Origin of the sequence: uncultured Aquincola sp., from assembly GCF_964001545.1 — a bacterium.
In the GTDB taxonomy this organism is placed as follows: Bacteria; Pseudomonadota; Gammaproteobacteria; order Burkholderiales; family Burkholderiaceae_C; genus Aquincola.
Genome location: NZ_CAXFDV010000499.1, coordinates 1 through 16,655 on the forward strand (window position 1 = coordinate 1; position 16,655 = coordinate 16,655).

Annotated in this window: 18 protein-coding genes; 7 read left to right on the forward strand and 11 right to left on the reverse strand. The window is 68.9% G+C overall.

Features of this window, described 5'->3' with window-relative positions; translation table 11 throughout:
* Positions 1 to 2,647 (reverse strand): DNA polymerase III subunit alpha (gene dnaE / locus ABNT58_RS16950; protein ID WP_348754622.1); only part of this gene is annotated, 2,647 nt, incomplete at its 3' end.
* A gap of 41 nt (positions 2,648 to 2,688) precedes the next feature.
* On the opposite strand from dnaE, the gene ABNT58_RS16955 reads away from it, so the two are divergent.
* The gene (locus tag ABNT58_RS16955) at positions 2,689 to 3,513 is read left to right on the forward strand and encodes a sulfurtransferase (protein ID WP_348754623.1); all 825 of its coding nucleotides are present in this window, start codon (positions 2,689 to 2,691) and stop codon (positions 3,511 to 3,513) included.
* A complete protein-coding gene (locus ABNT58_RS16960) occupies positions 3,510 to 4,478 on the forward strand; it encodes an alpha/beta fold hydrolase (RefSeq protein ID WP_348754624.1) in 969 nt (322 codons plus the stop codon). The genes ABNT58_RS16955 and ABNT58_RS16960 overlap by 4 nt, the downstream gene beginning before the upstream one ends.
* A 10-nt stretch (positions 4,479 to 4,488) precedes the next feature.
* Here the strand turns inward: ABNT58_RS16960 and ABNT58_RS16965 are convergent, their stop codons facing one another.
* Together ABNT58_RS16965 and ABNT58_RS16970 are read right to left on the reverse strand one after the other, a co-directional pair.
* On the reverse strand, positions 4,489 to 4,665 hold the full coding sequence (locus ABNT58_RS16965) for a DUF3563 family protein (RefSeq protein WP_348754625.1): 177 nt from the start codon (positions 4,663 to 4,665) through the stop codon (positions 4,489 to 4,491).
* Positions 4,666 to 4,819: 154 nt separating this feature from the next.
* Complete coding sequence (locus tag ABNT58_RS16970) at positions 4,820 to 5,542, reverse strand: pirin family protein (protein WP_348754626.1); 723 nt, start codon at positions 5,540 to 5,542, stop codon at positions 4,820 to 4,822.
* A 93-nt stretch (positions 5,543 to 5,635) separates the two neighbouring features.
* Between ABNT58_RS16970 and ABNT58_RS16975 the strand changes: the two genes are divergently transcribed.
* Genes ABNT58_RS16975 through ABNT58_RS16985 form a run of 3 tightly spaced genes read left to right on the forward strand, consistent with a single transcriptional unit; the run spans position 5,636 to position 7,976 of the window.
* The gene (locus ABNT58_RS16975) at positions 5,636 to 6,628 is read left to right on the forward strand and encodes a LysR family transcriptional regulator (protein ID WP_348754627.1); all 993 of its coding nucleotides are present in this window, start codon (positions 5,636 to 5,638) and stop codon (positions 6,626 to 6,628) included.
* Between the two features lie 2 nt (positions 6,629 to 6,630).
* On the forward strand, positions 6,631 to 7,584 hold the full coding sequence (gluQRS, locus tag ABNT58_RS16980; protein ID WP_348754628.1) for a tRNA glutamyl-Q(34) synthetase GluQRS: 954 nt from the start codon (positions 6,631 to 6,633) through the stop codon (positions 7,582 to 7,584).
* A gap of 35 nt (positions 7,585 to 7,619) precedes the next feature.
* Positions 7,620 to 7,976, forward strand: coding sequence for an FKBP-type peptidyl-prolyl cis-trans isomerase (locus tag ABNT58_RS16985; protein ID WP_348754629.1), 357 nt, complete (start codon positions 7,620 to 7,622; stop codon positions 7,974 to 7,976).
* An 82-nt stretch (positions 7,977 to 8,058) separates the two neighbouring features.
* Here ABNT58_RS16985 and ABNT58_RS16990 read toward each other — a convergent pair whose 3' ends face one another.
* Complete coding sequence (locus tag ABNT58_RS16990; protein WP_348754630.1) at positions 8,059 to 9,447, reverse strand: DEAD/DEAH box helicase; 1,389 nt, start codon at positions 9,445 to 9,447, stop codon at positions 8,059 to 8,061.
* A gap of 316 nt (positions 9,448 to 9,763) precedes the next feature.
* The gene (gene orn / locus ABNT58_RS16995) at positions 9,764 to 10,336 is read right to left on the reverse strand and encodes an oligoribonuclease (RefSeq protein ID WP_348754631.1); all 573 of its coding nucleotides are present in this window, start codon (positions 10,334 to 10,336) and stop codon (positions 9,764 to 9,766) included.
* A gap of 52 nt (positions 10,337 to 10,388) precedes the next feature.
* Between orn and ABNT58_RS17000 the strand changes: the two genes are divergently transcribed.
* Entirely contained in the window at positions 10,389 to 11,660 is a 1,272-nt protein-coding gene (locus ABNT58_RS17000) for a M48 family metallopeptidase (RefSeq protein ID WP_348754632.1), read from the forward strand.
* Positions 11,657 to 12,562 (forward strand): ribosome small subunit-dependent GTPase A, encoded by a 906-nt coding sequence (rsgA, locus tag ABNT58_RS17005; RefSeq protein ID WP_348754633.1) that lies wholly within the window; start codon positions 11,657 to 11,659, stop codon positions 12,560 to 12,562. Before ABNT58_RS17000 ends, rsgA begins: the two co-directional genes overlap by 4 nt.
* Positions 12,563 to 12,570: 8 nt before the next feature.
* Here rsgA and ABNT58_RS17010 read toward each other — a convergent pair whose 3' ends face one another.
* The 6 genes from ABNT58_RS17010 to rpsP all read right to left on the reverse strand — a co-directional run bounded on the left by ABNT58_RS17010 (position 12,571) and on the right by rpsP (position 16,421).
* Positions 12,571 to 13,560: a CobD/CbiB family protein gene (locus tag ABNT58_RS17010; RefSeq protein ID WP_348754634.1), complete on the reverse strand. Its 990-nt coding sequence runs from the start codon at positions 13,558 to 13,560 to the stop codon at positions 12,571 to 12,573.
* A 24-nt stretch (positions 13,561 to 13,584) separates the two neighbouring features.
* On the reverse strand, positions 13,585 to 14,277 hold the full coding sequence (locus ABNT58_RS17015) for a CoA pyrophosphatase (protein WP_348754635.1): 693 nt from the start codon (positions 14,275 to 14,277) through the stop codon (positions 13,585 to 13,587).
* A 92-nt stretch (positions 14,278 to 14,369) separates the two neighbouring features.
* The gene (rplS, locus tag ABNT58_RS17020; protein WP_348754636.1) at positions 14,370 to 14,723 is read right to left on the reverse strand and encodes a 50S ribosomal protein L19; all 354 of its coding nucleotides are present in this window, start codon (positions 14,721 to 14,723) and stop codon (positions 14,370 to 14,372) included.
* 97 nt (positions 14,724 to 14,820) lie between these two features.
* Positions 14,821 to 15,576, reverse strand: coding sequence for a tRNA (guanosine(37)-N1)-methyltransferase TrmD (trmD, locus tag ABNT58_RS17025; protein WP_348754637.1), 756 nt, complete (start codon positions 15,574 to 15,576; stop codon positions 14,821 to 14,823).
* Positions 15,577 to 15,594: 18 nt separating this feature from the next.
* On the reverse strand, positions 15,595 to 16,155 hold the full coding sequence (rimM, locus tag ABNT58_RS17030; RefSeq protein WP_348754638.1) for a ribosome maturation factor RimM: 561 nt from the start codon (positions 16,153 to 16,155) through the stop codon (positions 15,595 to 15,597).
* A gap of 17 nt (positions 16,156 to 16,172) precedes the next feature.
* Positions 16,173 to 16,421 carry a 30S ribosomal protein S16 gene (gene rpsP, locus ABNT58_RS17035; protein ID WP_348754639.1) on the reverse strand — a complete coding sequence of 83 codons (249 nt, stop codon included), beginning with the start codon at positions 16,419 to 16,421 and terminating at the stop codon, positions 16,173 to 16,175.
* Positions 16,422 to 16,655: the final 234 nt, after the last annotated feature.

Consider the following 16,655-nt stretch of genomic DNA (forward strand, 5'->3'; position numbering starts at 1 on the left):
CCACCACACGCTTGTTGATGCGCTGGCGGTCCACCCGGGCGCAGAAGTCGAACAGGCTGCGGAACGGGCCGCCCTGCTCGCGCGCGGCGACGATGGCCTCGATCGCGCCCTGGCCCGTGCCCTTGATGGCGCCCAGGCCGTAGCGCACGGTCTTGTCGTCGATGGGCTCGAAGCGGTAGGTGCCGCTGTTGACGTCGGGCGGCTCGAAGCGGATGCCGAAGTTCGTCTGCGCATCGTTGAGCAGCACCTTCAGCTTGTCGGTGTCATCGGTTTCGATGCACATGTTGGCCGCGAAGAACTCGGCCGTGTAGTGCACCTTCAGCCAGGCCGTGTGGTAGGCCAGCAGGGCGTAGGCGGCGGCATGGCTCTTGTTGAAGCCGTAGCCCGCGAACTTCTCCATCAGGTCGAAGACTTCGTCGGCGGTCTTGCCGTCGATGCCCTTGGCGGCCGCGCCCTCGCGGAAGATCTCGCGGTGCTTGGCCATCTCCTCGGGCTTTTTCTTGCCCATGGCCCGGCGCAGCAGGTCGGCGCCGCCGAGCGAGTAGCCGCCCAGCACCTGGGCCGACTGCATCACCTGCTCCTGGTAGATCATCACGCCGTAGGTCTCGGCGAGCACGCCTTCCAGCAACTTGTGCGGGTACACCACCTCTTCGCGCCCATGCTTGCGGGCGCAGAAGCTGGGAATCAGGTCCATCGGGCCCGGCCGGTACAGCGCCACCAGCGCGATGATGTCCTCGAACACGCTGGGCCGCGCGTCGCGCAGCATGCGCTGCATGCCGGGCGATTCGAACTGGAACACCGCCTCGGTCAGGCCGTCGGAAAACAGCTTGTAGGCGCGGGCGTCGTCCAGCGGAATCTTCTCGTAGGCGAAGTCCTTCTGCGAAGGATGCCGGCGCATGATGAATTCCTTGGCCGTCTCCAGGATGGTGAGCGTGGCCAGGCCCAGGAAGTCGAACTTGACCAGGCCGATGGCCTCGACGTCGTCCTTGTCGTACTGGCTGACGGCCGATTCGCTGCCCGGCTGCTGGTACAGCGGGCAGAAGTCGGTGATCTTGCCCGGCGCGATCAGCACGCCACCGGCGTGCATGCCGATGTTGCGCACCATGCCTTCCACGCGCGCGGCCAGGTCCAGCAGCGCGGCCACCTCTTCTTCGGCGGCTTCGCGCTGTTCCAGCTCGGGCGCTTCCTTGCGGGCGTAGATCACGCCGCCGTCGGGGTTCTCGGGCACCTTGGCCAGCGTCACCGTCTTGCCGGGCGGCGCCGGGATCAGCTTGGCGATGGAGTCGACATGGCCATAGCCCATGCCCAGCACCCGGCCCACGTCGCGCAGCGCGGCCTTGGCCGCCATGGTGCCGAAGGTGGCAATCTGGCTCACCGCGTCCAGACCGTACTTCTGCTTGACGTAGTCGATCACCCGGTCGCGATTGCCCTGGCAGAAGTCGATGTCGAAGTCGGGCATCGACACCCGCTCGGGGTTCAGGAAGCGCTCGAACAGCAGGTTGTAGCGCAGCGGATCGAGGTCGGTGATGGACAGCGCATAGGCCACCAGCGAGCCGGCGCCCGAGCCCCGGCCCGGCCCCACCGGGCAGCCGTTGTTCTTGGCCCAGGTGATGAAGTCGGACACGATCAGGAAGTAGCCCGGAAAGCCCATCTTCAGGATCACGTCGATCTCGAAGTTGAGCCGCTCCACGTAGCGCGGCCGCTCGGCGTTGCGCTTGGCTTCGTCGGGGTAGAGCTGCACCAGCCGCTGCTCCAGGCCTTCGAACGACGCAGCGCGGAAGTGCTGCTCGATCGGGATGCCGCCCGGCGTGGGGAAATCGGGCAGCCGCGGCTTGCCCAGCACCAGGCTCAGGTTGCAGCGCTGCGCGATGCGCAGCGTGTTGGCCAGCGCGCTGGGAATGTCGGCGAACAGCGCCTCCATCTCGGCCTGCGGCTTGAAGTACTGCTCACGCGAAAAGCGCTTGACGCGGCGCGGATTGGCCAGCGTCTCGCCCTCGGCGATGCACACCCGCGCCTCGTGCGCCTCGAAGTCTTCGGCCGTGTTGAACTGCACCGGGTGGGTGGCCACCACGGGCAGCTTCAGCCGCGCGGCCAGCGGCACGGCCACGCGCACATGCGCCTCGTTGGTGGGCAGGCCGGCGCGCTGCAGCTCGATGTAAAAGCGCCCCGGGAAAATCGACGCCAGCCGCTGCGCCAGTGCATCGGCGCGGGCATCGTCGCCCGCCAGCAGCGCCTGGCCCACCGCGCCTGCGTCGGCGCCCGACAGCGCCACCAGGCCTGCGGCCAGCTCCCGCAGCCACGGCCACTTGATCCAGGCCTGCGCACGCTGGGTGTTGCCCGTCCAGGCGCGCGACAGCAGCTGGTTGATGTTCAGGTAGCCCTGCGCGTCCTGCGCGATCAGCAGCAGCCGGCTGGGCTGCTTTTCGCCGGCCTCGGGCTCCAGCCACACGTCCACGCCAATCAGCGGCTTGACCCCGGCCTTGCGGCAGGCCGAATAGAACTTGACCGCACCGAAGAGGTTGGACAGGTCGCTGATGCCCAGGGCCACCTGGCCGTCTTTCCTGGCGCCGTAGGCCGCCTCGTCGATGCGCAGGGTGCCGTCGACGACGGAGAACTCGGTATGGGTGCGAAGGTGGACAAAAGGCATCGCGGGATTGTAGTTAGCGACCCTTCCGGCGCCCTTCTAGAATGCCCGCCGTGCAGTCTTCCACGACCTCCATCCTCAACGCCTCGGCCTACAAGTTCGTCACCCTGGACGACCTGCCCGCCCTGCGCGACCGCCTGCATGAAGCGGCTGCCGCGCTCGGCATCAAGGGCACCGTGCTGCTGGCGGAAGAAGGTATCAACCTGTTCGTCGCCGGGCCCACCGAAGGCCTGCGCAGCTGGCTGGCGCAGCTGCGGGCGGACCCTCGCTTTGCCGACCTGGCGCACAAGGAAAGCTTCAGCGACAAGACGCCCTTCCGCCGGCTGCTGGTCAAGGTCAAGCGCGAGATCATCCGCATGAACCAGCCCGCCATCCGCCCCGAGGAGCGTCGCGCACCCGCGGTGCCCGCGCGCACGCTGGCCCGCTGGCTCGACCAGGGCGCCGACGATGAAGGCCGGCCGGTGGTGATGCTGGACACCCGCAACGCCTTCGAGGTCAAGGCCGGCGCCTTCGAGCACGCCATCGATTGGGAACTGCGCCGCTTCAGCGACTTTCCGAAGGCGCTGGCCGCCCATGCCACCGAGCTGCAGGGCAAGACGGTGGTGAGCTACTGCACCGGCGGCATCCGCTGCGAAAAGGCCGCGCTGGCCCTGCAGGAAGCCGGCGTGCAGCACGTCTACCAGCTGGAAGGCGGCATCCTCAAGTACTTCGAGGAAACCGACGGCGCACCGCACTGGCGGGGCGGCTGCTTCGTGTTCGACGAGCGCGAGCTGCTGGACGCCACCCTGGCCCCGACGCGCAGCAGCGCCGATCTGCCGGCGCAGACCCCGGCCACCCCTTCGCCCGTGGCTGCTGCCGGCCACCCGTGAGGCGCGCCGCGGCCGAAGAGGACGACGGCCGCGCCCGCTGGCTGCTGCGCCTGGTGGGGGGCCTGCTGATGGCCACCGCGCTCGCCGTCTCGCTCAGCCGCGCGCCCGACCGGCCGGTGGAATCGCTGGTGGCCCGCTGGGCGGCGCCGCCTTCGCAGTTCCTGGAGTTGGGCGACCAGCTGGTGCACCTGCGCGACGAAGGCGATCCGCAAGACGGCACCCCGCTGCTGCTGCTGCACGACGTGGGCAGCAGCCTGCACAGCTGGCAGGCCTGGGCGCCCCGGCTGGCGCGCAGCCGGCGTGTGATCAGCCTGGACCTGCCCGGTGCCGGTCTCACCGGGCCGCAGCCCCAGGGCGACTACCACCCCACCACCACCGCCCGGCTGGTGCTGGCGGTGATGGACCGGCTGAAGCTGCACAAGGTGCAGCTGGTGGGCAACGGCCTGGGCGGTGAGGTGGCCTTGCAGGTGGCCAGCCTGGCGCCTGAACGCGTGGACCGGCTGTTGCTGCTCAACCCCACCGGCCTGTCCTGGCAGCCGCTGCAGCCGCCACCGGCGTTCCTGGTGGCGCGCATCCCGGTGCTGCACTGGCTCAGCGAATCGCTGATGCCGCGGGGGCTGGTGGAGTCGCAGCTGCGCTTTCTGCGCGCACCGGCCACGCCGCCATCCACCGAAGACGTGGACCGCGGCTTCGAGCTGCTGCTGCGTGAAGGCAACCGCCGCGCCCTGCATGAACAGCTGATGCAGTGGCCTGACGGCGCCACTGCCGCCTGGCAGACACCTGCGGTGCCCGTGTGCATCCTGTGGGGCCAGCAGGACCGCTGGCTACCGGCCGACCTGGCCGACCGCCTGAAGGCGCGCATCCCGCACGCCCAACTGGTGGTTCTGCCCGAAGCGGGCCACCTGCCTCAGGAAGACGACTCGCCGGGCGCCTGGGCCGCAGCGAAAGCGTTCCTGGACGCTTGAACCCTCAGATTCAGGCGGTGCCGTGCGACAGCAGGCCGCCCCATTGCGGGTTCAGGCGACGCTCGTCCAGGGTGCGCATGCGGCGCTCCAGGTCGTAGATATCGACGGACTCGGCCAGGTAAGCCTCTTCAACGGCCTGGGGCTCAGGACTCAGCAGGTCATGGATCAGTTCAAAGATCTTGTTCATTACTATCTCTCTTTCGACTCAGCAATAGGGTCGGTCTAAGTGCTAACCCTTAGTCCCTAGTGTAAACCCTAGGTCATGCCCCTGCCGAGAGAGGTGTGGGGCTTTCGCCGCACAGATGGGTGCACCGCCGGGGCGGCGGTGACCCATGTCACGGTCAGCGGGCCAGTTCGAACACCAGCACTTCGGCGCCCTGGCCATGGGAAAGCGCCAACTGCGCCTCGCCGTCCAGCTTGGCGGCGTCGCCGGCCTTCAGCGTCTGGCCGTTGACGTCGATCTGGCCCCGCGCCACATGCACGTAGGCCGGGCGGCTCGGGTCCAGCGCCAGCGTGGCCTGCTCAGCGCCGTCGAACAGGCCGGCGTGGATGCGGGCGTCGGCATTCAGCGTCACCGCGCCACCCTCGCCGCCAGGCGCGGCCACCAGGGCCAGCCGGCCCCGCTTGCTGGCCGCGTCGAAGTGCTTCTGCTCATAGCCGGGGGTCAGGTTGCGCTGCTCGGGCAGGATCCAGATCTGCAGGAAATGCGTCGTGCCATCCTTCGAGTGATTGAACTCGCTGTGGCGAACGCCAGTGCCCGCCGTCATGCGCTGCACGTCGCCCGGGCGGATGACACCGCTGTTGGCGCTGCCCGCGGTGCCGTTGCCCATGCTGTCCTGGTGGGCCAGGGCGCCGTCCAGCACGTAGCTGACGATTTCCATGTCGCGGTGGCCGTGCGTGCCGAAGCCGGTGCCGGCAGCCACGCGGTCCTCGTTGATGACCCGCAGGTTGCCCCAGCCCATGTGCTTCGGGTCGTGGTAATCGGCGAACGAAAAGCTGTGGTAGCTCTTCAGCCAGCCATGGTCGGCGTAGCCGCGGTCTTCGCTCTTGCGCAGGGTGATCATGTTGCGTACTCCTTGTGTGAGTTCAATGTAGGAGCCGGCGGCCGGCCCTTCAGCCGCCCGCGCTTGAAGCGTCCATTCAAATAAGATGAAGGCATGCCCGACCGCCGCCATGCCCTCACGCCCGACGCCCTGACGATGATGGACACCATCGGCCGGCTGGGCAGCTTCGCCGCCGCCGCCCGCGAGCTGGGCAAGGTGCCTTCCGCCCTCACCTACAGCGTTCGCCAGCTCGAAGACGCACTGGACGTGCTGCTGTTCGACCGCCGCTCGGGCCAGGCCAGGCTGACCGCGGCGGGCGAGGAGCTGCTGAACGAAGGCCGCCGCCTGCTGGCGGAGATGGATGCGGTGGCCAACCGCGTCAAGCGCGTGGCCACCGGCTGGGAGTCGTCGCTCACCATCGCGGTCGATGGCGTGATCTCGCGGCTGACGATGTTCGAATTGTGCGAATCCTTCTTCGCGATGCGGCCCGACGAGAGCCAGACCGGCCCCGGCACCCGGCTGCGCCTGCGCACCGAGGTGCTGGCCGGCACCTGGGAGGCGCTGGTGTCGGGCCAGGCCGACCTGGCCATCGGCGTGGGCACCGGCGTGTCGCCGCCGCAGGGCATCGAGCTTCGGCCGCTGGGCGAGATGCCGTTCGTCTTTGCGGTGGCGCCGCACCACCCGCTGGCCACCATGCCCGAGCCGATCAGCGACGCAGAGCTGGTGCGCCACCGCGCGGTGGCCGTGGCCGATTCCGCCTACCGCCTGTCGCCTTTGACGGTGAACCTGCTGCCGGGCCAGGACGTGTTCACCGTGGCCAGCACCCAGGCCAAGATCGAGGCACAGATGCGTTGCCTGGGTTGCGGCTTCCTGCCCGAGCCGCTGGTGCGCGAGCATGTGAACGCGGGCCGGCTGGTGATCAAGGCCGTGCAGCGCGGGCGCAACCCGGTCACGCTGGGCTACGCCTGGCGCACCGCGGCTGCGCCGCAGGCCAAGAAAGCACCGCAAGGCATGGCGCTGGGCTGGTGGCTGCAGCAGCTGGACAGCCCCGCCACGCGGCTGGCGCTGCTGGAACGCCACGCCGGCCTGCCGCAGCGGGTGGATTGAGCATGACGGCCCTGCCCGGCCGCGCCGGCCCGCCCCGAGAAGGCGTGGCCCGCAGTCCCGCCCCTTACCGCGGCCGCTTCGCCCCGTCGCCCACCGGGCTGCTGCATGCCGGCTCGCTGGTGGCGGCGCTGGCCAGCTGGCTGGACGCCCGCGCCCACGGCGGCAGCTGGATCGTGCGCATCGAAGACGTGGACAGGCCGCGCTGCATCGCCGGCGCCGACCACGCCATCCTGGGCCAGCTGCAGCGCCTGGGCCTGGTGAGCGACGAGCCGCCGCTGTGGCAATCGCAACGCGGCGATGCCTACGCCGCCGCGCTGGCGCAGCTGCAGGCCGCGGGCGCCGCCTACCCCTGCGGCTGCACCCGCAAGGAGACCGAAGCCGCGCTGGCCGCCGCTGGCCATGCGCCCGAGCGCTTTGGTGAGCTGGTGTACCCCGGCACCTGCCGCGATGGCCTGCACGGCAAGCCGGCCCGCGCCTGGCGGCTGCGCTGCGGCACCGATGCGGCGCCGCTGCACATCGACTGGCAAGACCGCCGGCTGGGCCCGGCCACGCAGGACCTGACGCACGAGGTGGGCGACTTCGTCGTGCGCCGTGCCGATGGCCTCTGGGCCTACCAGCTGGCCGTGGTGGTGGACGACGCCGCGCAGGGCATCACCGACGTGGTGCGTGGCGAAGATCTGGCGGACAACACGCCCCGGCAGATCCACCTGCAACGGCTGCTGGGCCTGCCCACGCCGCGCTACCTGCACACGCCGCTGGTGCGGGCCACCGACGGGCACAAGCTGTCGAAGCAGAACGGCGCCGCGCCACTGGTGCTGGACACGACGGCCGACGTGCGGGCCGCGCTGCAGCAGGCGGCCGCGGCGCTGGGCCTGCCCGCGATCAACGCCGACACCCCTCAGGCCTGGCTGGCCGAAACCACCGCGGCCTGGGCCCGGGCCGCCGGGCTGGCATGATGCGCGACCGACAACACAAGAAGGACGCTTTTACCATGGTCACCACCGCTTCCGGCCTGCAATACGAAGACACCGTGCCCGGCACCGGCGAAGAGGCCCGCGCCGGCCAGCACGTCACCGTGCACTACACCGGCTGGCTGCACGATGCCGCCGCTCCCAACCAGCGCGGCCGCAAGTTCGACTCCAGCAAGGACCGCAACGACCCGTTCCAGTTCGGCCTCGGCCAGGGCATGGTCATCCGCGGCTGGGACGAAGGCGTGCAAGGCATGAAGGTGGGCGGCACCCGCGTGCTGACCATCCCCGCCGACCTGGGCTATGGCGCCCGCGGCGCCGGCGGCGTGATTCCCCCGAATGCCACGCTGGTGTTCGAGGTGGAGTTGCTGGGCGTCTGAGGCTCCAGTCCAGGAAAAAGGGCTCGCCGATGGCGAGCCCTTTTTGTTTCAGCGGCGCTGAGTCAGCTCAGCGCAGGCCTGATCAACGCTGACGCGGCGACGACTTGAAGCCGCCACCCGAGCGCGGGCCGCCGAAGGCCGGGCGGTCGCCGCCACCCGAGCGGAAGCCGCCCTTGTTGAACGGACGGCCGCGCGGACGGTCGCCACCACCGAAGCCTTCGCGGCGCTGCGCGAACAGGCGCGGGGCCGGCTTCTGCGGCTCAAGGCCTTCGATCGTAGCCACCGGGATCTGCTGCGTCGTGAACTGCTGGATGCGGCGGATCATGCCGGCGTCCGGCGCCTCGGCCAGCGTGATGGCCAGGCCGTTGCGGCCGGCACGGCCGGTGCGGCCGATGCGGTGCACGTAGTCTTCGGCCTTCATCGGCAGACCGTAGTTGATCACGTGGCTGATGGTGGGCACGTCGATGCCGCGGGCGGCCACGTCGGTGGCCACCAGCACGCGCAGGTGACGGCTGCGCAGGCCTTGCAGCACGCGGTTGCGGCGGCCTTGCGGCATGCCGCCGTGCAGCGAAGCCACGTGGTGGCCCATGTCGGCCAGGCGGTCGGCCAGCCAGTCGGCGTCACGCTGGGTGCTGGTGAACACCACGGCCTGCTCCATGTCGCGGTCGGCCAGGATGTGGTCCAGCAGCGCATTCTTGTGCTGGCCGTTGTCGGCCCAGTGCAGGCGCTGCTCGATGTTCTCGTGCGTGTCGGTGTGCGAGGCGACGTCGATGGTCTGCGCATCGTCGCGCAGCAGCTCGGAAGCCAGGCGGCCCACGTGACCGGCGAAGGTGGCGCTGAACATCATCGTCTGGCGCTGCTCGGGCAGCGATTCGGCGATGTGGCGGATGTCGTCGATGAAGCCCATGTCCAGCATGCGGTCGGCTTCGTCCAGCACCAGCAGTTCGACGTTGGCCAGGATGGCCTTGCCGCTGGCCATGTGGTCCATCAGGCGGCCGGGGGTGGCGATCAGCACGTCCAGCGGGCCACGCAGGGCCTTGAGCTGGGCGCCGTAGGGCACGCCGCCGACGACCGTGGCCACGCGCAGACCTTGCACATGGGTGCCGTAGGTGGAAGCGGCCTTGGAGACCTGCATCGCCAGTTCGCGGGTGGGGGCCAGCACCAGCACGCGCGGGCCGTGCACCACGCCCTTTTCACGGCGCTTGCCGTCGCCACGGGCGGCCAGCACGCGGCTCAGCGCGGGCAGCACGAAGGAAGCGGTCTTGCCGCTGCCGGTGCTGGACGACACGCGCAGGTCTTGACCCTGCAGCGCCGACGGGATGGCGCGCGACTGCACTTCGGTGGGCTGCGAGTAGCCAGAGTCGGCCACGGCGCGCACCAGCGCGGCGTGCAGGCCCAGGGCCGCAAAACCATTGGTCTCGCCGTCGCCAGCGGGAATCTCGGCGGCGGGGGTGTTGGATTCAGTGAACATGGAACAAGCTTTCTTCTCTCGGCGCGCAGGCAAAAGCTCGCGCGGGCCGCACAGGGGTGCAACCGGGGTCAGGTCGCAGCAACAGGAACGCTCGACGGGCAACTCAGCCAAGGAGTGCCGCACAGTGACAAACGGGCCCAAGCGACGGCATCGCCGCCGACCCGCGCCCCGAGAGGGGCTTCCGGGCAGATTGCCCGGCCACAGAGTCAGTGGGGATGAACGAAACGGCTGATCAAGAACTAGCCAGCGATCAGCCGAAGCGCGGATTCTACGGTGAATCCGGGTTTTCACCAAGCCCTGAAGGGCGAAACCTTGTTCAAGCCACCGACAGCAGGTGCTGGCGGTAGTAGGCCAGCTCGTCGATGGACTCATGGATGTCGGCCAGCGCGGTGTGTGCCTGCGCCTTCTTGAAGCCGGCCAGGATCTCGGGCTTCCAGCGCTTGGCCAGTTCCTTGAGCGTGCTCACGTCCAGGTTGCGGTAGTGGAAGAAGGCTTCCAGCGCCGGCATGTAGTTGGCCAGGAAGCGGCGGTCCTGGCAGATGGAGTTGCCGCACATCGGGCTCTTGCCGGCGGGCAGGTACTGCGCCAGCCAGGCGATCACCTCGGCCTCGGCATGGGCCTCGTTCACGGTGGAGGCCTTGACGCGGTCGATCAGGCCGCTGCGGCCATGGGTGCCCTTGTTCCAGGCGTCCATCGCATCCAGCGTGGCGTCGCTCTGGTGGACGGCGAACACCGGGCCTTCGATGCGCACCTGCAGCTGCGGGTCGGTGACGACGACGGCGATCTCGATGATGCGATCGGTGTTCGGGAAGAGACCGGTCATCTCGAGGTCGATCCAGATCAGGTTCTGGTCGCTCTTGGCGAGGCTGGGAGTCGTGGTGTCGGTCATGGCACGGCAGGTCGGGAAAACGGCCGATTGTCGCAGCCCTACACTCCCGGGCATGCAAGCCCTCCTGCTGTCTTTGCTCTTTGCCGCCGCGCTGCTGGCGGCGATGGGCGTCAAGTTCTGGCTCGCATCGCGCCAGATGCGCCACGTGGCCGCCCACCGCCACAGTGTGCCGCCCGCCTTTGCCACCACCGTCACGCTGGCGGCCCACCAGCGCGCGGCCGACTACACGCTCGCCAAGGGCCGCTTCGGCCTGCTGTCCACCGCCTTCTCCACCCTGGTGCTGCTGGGCTGGACGCTGCTGGGCGGGCTCGATCTGCTCAACGGCTGGCTGGTGGACACCGTGCAGCCGCGCTGGGGCGACATGGCCTACCAGCTGAGCCTGCTGGCCGCCTTCGCGCTGATCGCCGGCGCGCTGGAGCTGCCCTTCGACCTGTACAACACCTTCCGCATCGAGCAGCGCTTCGGCTTCAACCGCATGACCTGGCGCATGGTGGCAGCCGACACGCTCAAGGGCCTGCTGGTGGCGGCGGTCATCGGCCTGCCGCTGGCCGCGCTCATCCTGTGGATCATGGGCGCCACCGGCAGCCTGTGGTGGCTGTGGGCCTGGGCGGCATGGACGGGCTTTCAGCTGCTGCTGCTGGTGCTCTACCCCACCGTCATCGCGCCGCTGTTCAACAAGTTCGAGCCGCTGCCCGATGAATCGCTGAAGGCGCGCGTGCAATCGCTGATGCAGCGCTGCGGCTTCGCGGCCAAGGGCTTGTACGTGATGGACGGCAGCCGCCGCTCGGCCCATGCCAATGCCTATTTCACTGGCCTGGGCGCGGCCAAGCGGGTGGTGTTCTTCGACACGCTGCTGAACAAGCTCTCGCCCGGCGAAGTGGAGGCGGTGCTGGCGCATGAGCTCGGCCACTTCAAGCACCGCCATGTGCAAAAGCGCATGGCCATGGTGTTCGGCATGAGCCTGCTGGGCCTGGCGCTGCTGGGCTGGCTGTCGCAGCAGAGCTGGTTCTTCACCGGCCTGGGCGTGCGGCCCAACCTGCTGGCGCCCAACGATGCACTGGCGCTGCTGCTGTTCATGCTGGCGCTGCCGCCCTTCACCTTCCTGCTGGGGCCGCTGGCGGCGCGCAGCTCGCGCAAGCACGAGTTCGAGGCCGACGCCTACGCCTGCGCACAGGCCGATGGCCGCGACCTGGCCAGTGCGCTGCTCAAGCTGCACGAGGACAACGCTTCCACGCTGACGCCCGATCCGCTGTACGTGCGCTTTTACTACTCGCACCCACCGGCCACCGAGCGGCTGGCGGCGTTGCGGCTGCAAGGCGCATGACGGCGCCCGGCCTGGTGGTGGCGGCGCATGGCCGCCACTTCATCGTCGAGGTGCCCGACGGCACCCGCCTGACCTGCCACCCGCGCGGCAAGAAGAGCGACTGCGTGGTAGGCGACCGCGTGCAATGGCAGCCCACCGGATCGGGTGGCGAGGACGAAGGCGTCATTCAGAAGATCGATGCGCGGCGCAACCTGCTCTTCCGCCAGGACGAGTGGAAGACCAAGAGCTTCGCGGCCAACCTCGACCGCATCATCGTGCTGGTGGCGGGCGACCCGATGTTCAGCGAATCGCAGCTCACCCGCGCGCTGATCGCGGCCGAGGACGCCGGCATCGACGTGTGCGTGGTGCTGAACAAGGCCGACCTGCCGCAGGCCGCGCTGGCCCGTGAGCGCCTCGCGCCTTACCGCGCGATGGGCGTGGAGGTGCACGACTGCTCGATCAAGCACGACGCCGAGGCGGCACGCGCGCTGTTCAGCCCCTTGCTGGCCGGCCGCACGACGCTGGTGCTGGGCCCCAGCGGCACCGGCAAGAGCACGCTGATCAACCTGATGGTGCCGGAGGCCGCGGCGCAGGTGGGCGAGATTTCCACCGCGCTCAATTCCGGCCGCCACACCACCACCACCACCCGCTGGTACTGGGTGGACCGCCCGGCCGGCACCGCCTTGATCGATTCACCGGGCTTCCAGGAATTCGGCCTGCAGCAGATCGACGTGCAACGCCTGCCGCGGCTGATGCCCGACCTGCGGGCGCACATCGGCGACTGCCGCTTCTACAACTGCACCCACCGGCAGGAACCTGGCTGCGGCGTGCGGGCGGCGGTGGAACGCGGCGACATCAGCCCGTCGCGCTACCGGATCTACGGCGAGCTGTTCGACGAGTTGTCGCGCAGCAGCCATCGCTGAGGCGAGCGTCAACCCAACACATTGGCCAGGCTCAACAAGGCCACCAGCAGCATCCACAGCACCACCGAGCGCCACACCAGGCCCACCAGGCTTTGCAGGTGGCCCAGCTGCGGCGCCATGCCGGGTGTGACGCCCGCGGCGCGCATCGCTTCGGCATCCACGCCGCTCTCGAAGGTCTTGGAGCGGTCAGGCGTGATGCCCGGCGCGGCGCCACCGCCCAGCTGCACGCTCAAGGCGCCCGCGGCGGCCGAGAGGATGATGCCCTCGTTGGCATGCAGCCACAGGCCGGCGTCGCGCCGCCACACGTTGATGGCTTCCTCGAAGTTGCCCACCACCGCGAAGCCGAAGGCCGTCAGCCGCGCCGGCACATGGTCGATCAGCGAGAACATGCGCTGCGAGATTTCGCGCAGCCGGTCGTTGGAAGGCGCCTGCAGCGCCCGCTGCTTGTAGGCCCAGTAGCGGCTGGCGAACTCGGCCATGCGGTACAGCACCGCGCCCGCCGGCCCCATGCCGAAGGCCGACAGCACGATGAAGCAGAAGAACACGCCCAGCACATGCCGGTGCGCGGCCAGCAGCGAATGTTCGATCACATGCCGCATCAGCTCGGTGCGCGGCAACTCGCTGGCGTCCAGGTGGCGCCACTCGGCCAGCAGGCGGCGGGCCTCGTTCTCGTCGCCACGGTCGAGCGCGTCGCGGATGTCGGTGAAGTAGTGGCTGAACTGGCGAAAGCCCAGTGTGAGGTACAGCACCCCGACGTTGAAGGCCAGGGCCAGCAGCAAGCTGTAGTGCGCGATGGCTGCGAAGATGCCCCAGGCCAGCAGCGCCGGCGCGATGACGGTGACGCCCCACACCACCCAGGCATGGTGCGACTTGCCCGCATCGAAGTTGCGCCCGCTCCAGCCGACCCAGGAGATCAGCGAGTCGTGCACCCAGTTGTCACGCGGCAGCGGCTTGAGCTGTTCGATCAGCAGCGCAAAGAGGACGGCGAAGAAACTCATCGCCCACGATGATAGCGATGCCAACTACGCTGCCAGGAACCGATAGAGGTTGCGCAGCATCGAGGCTGTGGCGCCCCAGATGAAAAACGTCTGCTGGCCGCCGTCGGCAGCCGGGCCTTCCCACAGCATCGACAGGAAATGCCGCTCCTGGCCCTCATGCTCGAAGCGGTGGCGGCGGTGGTTGGCGGGCGTCATCAAGAAGGTCAGCGGCACTTCGAACGCAGCCGCCACCTCGAACGGATCGAGCTTGAGTTCAAAGCCCGGCCGCACCAGCCCCACCACCGGCGTGACCACGAAGTTGGTGACGGTGCTGTAGGGGTGCAGCGTGCCCATCACATCCACATGCCGGCGCGCCAGGCCCACTTCTTCTTCGGCCTCGCGCAGCGCGGTGTCGATGACGTCGGCATCGGTGGGCTCGGCCCGGCCACCCGGAAAGCTCACCTGGCCAGCATGGTCGCGCAGGTGCGAGGTGCGCTGGGTGAGCAGCACCGACAGGCCTGCCGGCCGGTCGACCAGCGGCACCAACACCGAGGCATTGGACGGCTCGCGGCCCGAGGACGCGCCGTCGCCGGTGAACTCGGGCGTCCAGCCGCGGGCTTCGGCAAAACGTTCACGCAGCGCGCCGGCCGTGAGCAGGCCCGGGTCGATCGGGGGCAGCGCATCGTCGATGGCGACGATGGGCACGGCATGCGGATCGCGGATGGCGGGTCGGCTCATGGGGCGGTGAGGATAGGCCAGGAACGACAAAGCCGCCCGGAGGCGGCTTTGCGTCGATGCAGCGCCAGCCTGAAGCTGGCACGCAAGCACGATCAGGACAGCTTTTCCTTGATCCGTGCCGACTTGCCCGAGCGCTGGCGCAGGTAGTACAGCTTGGCGCGGCGCACGTCGCCGCGGCGCTTGACTTCGATGCTGGCGATCAGCGGGCTGTACAGCTGGAACGTACGTTCCACGCCTTCGCCGCTGGAGATCTTGCGCACGATGAAGCTGCTGTTCAGGCCGCGGTTGCGCTTGGCGATGCACACGCCTTCGTAGGCCTGCACACGCTTGCGGGTGCCTTCGACCACGTTGACGCTCACGATCACCGTGTCGCCAGGCGCAAACGCCGGGATGGTCTTGTTCAGGCGAGCAATTTCTTCTTGCTCGAGGGTTTGAATCAGGTTCACAAAGGTCTCCAAATGATCGTGCCGGCGCTGTGGTTCTTGGTGGCGGCCGCCATGAGGCATGGCCGCGCCCGGCAGAGGATCGGTGAAAAGCCTGCGATTATAGCGTGAGCGCGGCCAGAAAGCGCTCGTCGGCTTTTGAAAGTCGGCCTGCGGCCCGCGCCGCCTCGATCAGCTCGGGCCGGCGGCGGGCCGTCAGCTCCAGTGAACGCTCGCGCCGCCAGCGCGCGATCTGCGCATGGTGTCCCGACAGCAGCACCGGCGGCACCGGCACTTCTTCGCCCGCGTGCGGCCAGCTCTCGGGCCGGCTGTAGTGCGGGCAGTCCAGCAGACCGTCTTCCGAGAAGCTGTCCTGCTCGTGCGAAGCGGCATCGTTGAGCACGCCGGGCTGCAGCCGCGCGATCGCGTCCAGCAGCGCCATCGCCGGCAACTCGCCGCCGGACAGGATGAAGTCGCCCAAGCTCAGCTCAATGTGCGGATGGCGATCGAGGAAGCGCTGGTCGATGCCTTCGTAGCGGCCACACAGCAGCACCCCGCCGGGGCCGGCGGCCATCTCGCGCACCAGCGCCTGGGTGATCGGCCGGCCGGTGGGCGAAAAATGGATCAGCGGCGCGGCGTCGGCCCGCTGCGCACGCACGTCGGCCAGCGCACGGGCCAGCGGGTCGGCCAGCATCACCATGCCGGGGCCGCCGCCGAAGGGCCGGTCGTCGATGCGGCGGTAGGTGCCTTCGCCATAGTCGCGCAGCGGCCACAGGCGCACGTCGACCGCGCCGGATTCATAGGCGCGGCGCGTCACGCCCAGCGACAGGTGCGGGGCGAACAATTCGGGGAACAGCGTCAGGACGTCGAAGCGCATGGCGTTCGGCGGAAGGGCTCAGTAATCGAGGCCCCAGTCGACGTTGATGCGGCGGGCCGGCAGGTCGACCTGGTCGACATAGGCGTCGACGAAGGGAATCAGGCGTTCCACCTCTTCGGCACTGGCGTCGGGGGGTGCATCGGCCGGCCGCAGCTTGAGCACGCTGTGCGGGCCGGTGCTGATCAGGTCGGTGACGGTGCCGAGGTGGGCACCTTCGCGGTTGTAGACCGCCAGGCCGATCAGGTCGACCCAGTAGTACTCACCTTCCGAAGGCGTGGGGAAACTGCCGCGCGACACGAACACCTGCGCGCCCTTGAGCGCTTCGGCGGCATTGCGGTCGGGCACTTCCTGGGCGGTGGCGACGACGCCATCGCCATGCTCGCGGGCGCCGGTGATCTTGAGCAGCCGGTGGCCGGGCTCGATGAACCAGCGCCGCGATGAAAACAAGGCCTTGGGGTCGGACGCGTAAGGCATGACCTTGAGCGCGCCCTTGACACCCCAGGGCCCGAGGATCCGGCCCACCTCCACCGCGTCGTCAGGCCAGGCGGTATCGCCCGCTGCGGGGATGGAGGTGCTCATCGGCCGGAATCCCGATCTCAGGCGGCGGCCTTGGCGTTGCCGACCAGGCGCGCCACGATGGGCGACAGCTGGGCGCCGACACCGGTCCAGTAGGTCACGCGGTCTTGCGACACGCGCAGGGCTTCGGCAGCGCCGGAAGCCACGGGGTTGTAAAAACCGACGCGCTCGATGAAGCGGCCGTCGCGACGCTCGCGCGAGTCAGCGACGACGATGTTGTAGAAGGGGCGCTTCTTGGAGCCGCCACGGGCCAGACGGATGACAACCATTGTGTTTCCTCGGAGATTCCTGAGAATCGACCGCCTCACCGGGGAGACACCACCAGGTCTGGCAATCGCAAAAGGCGCCTGCCGCGGGTTGCGGGCAGGTCGCCACGGGCTCGGTGCTGTAGATACGCCAAAGCAGCCGACAGGTGAATGAAGCCTTCACCCGCCAACCACCGGCCAGCGCCGAAACCCAGCATTATAAACTGTTGCGCATGACGCATCTGTTGATTCGACCCA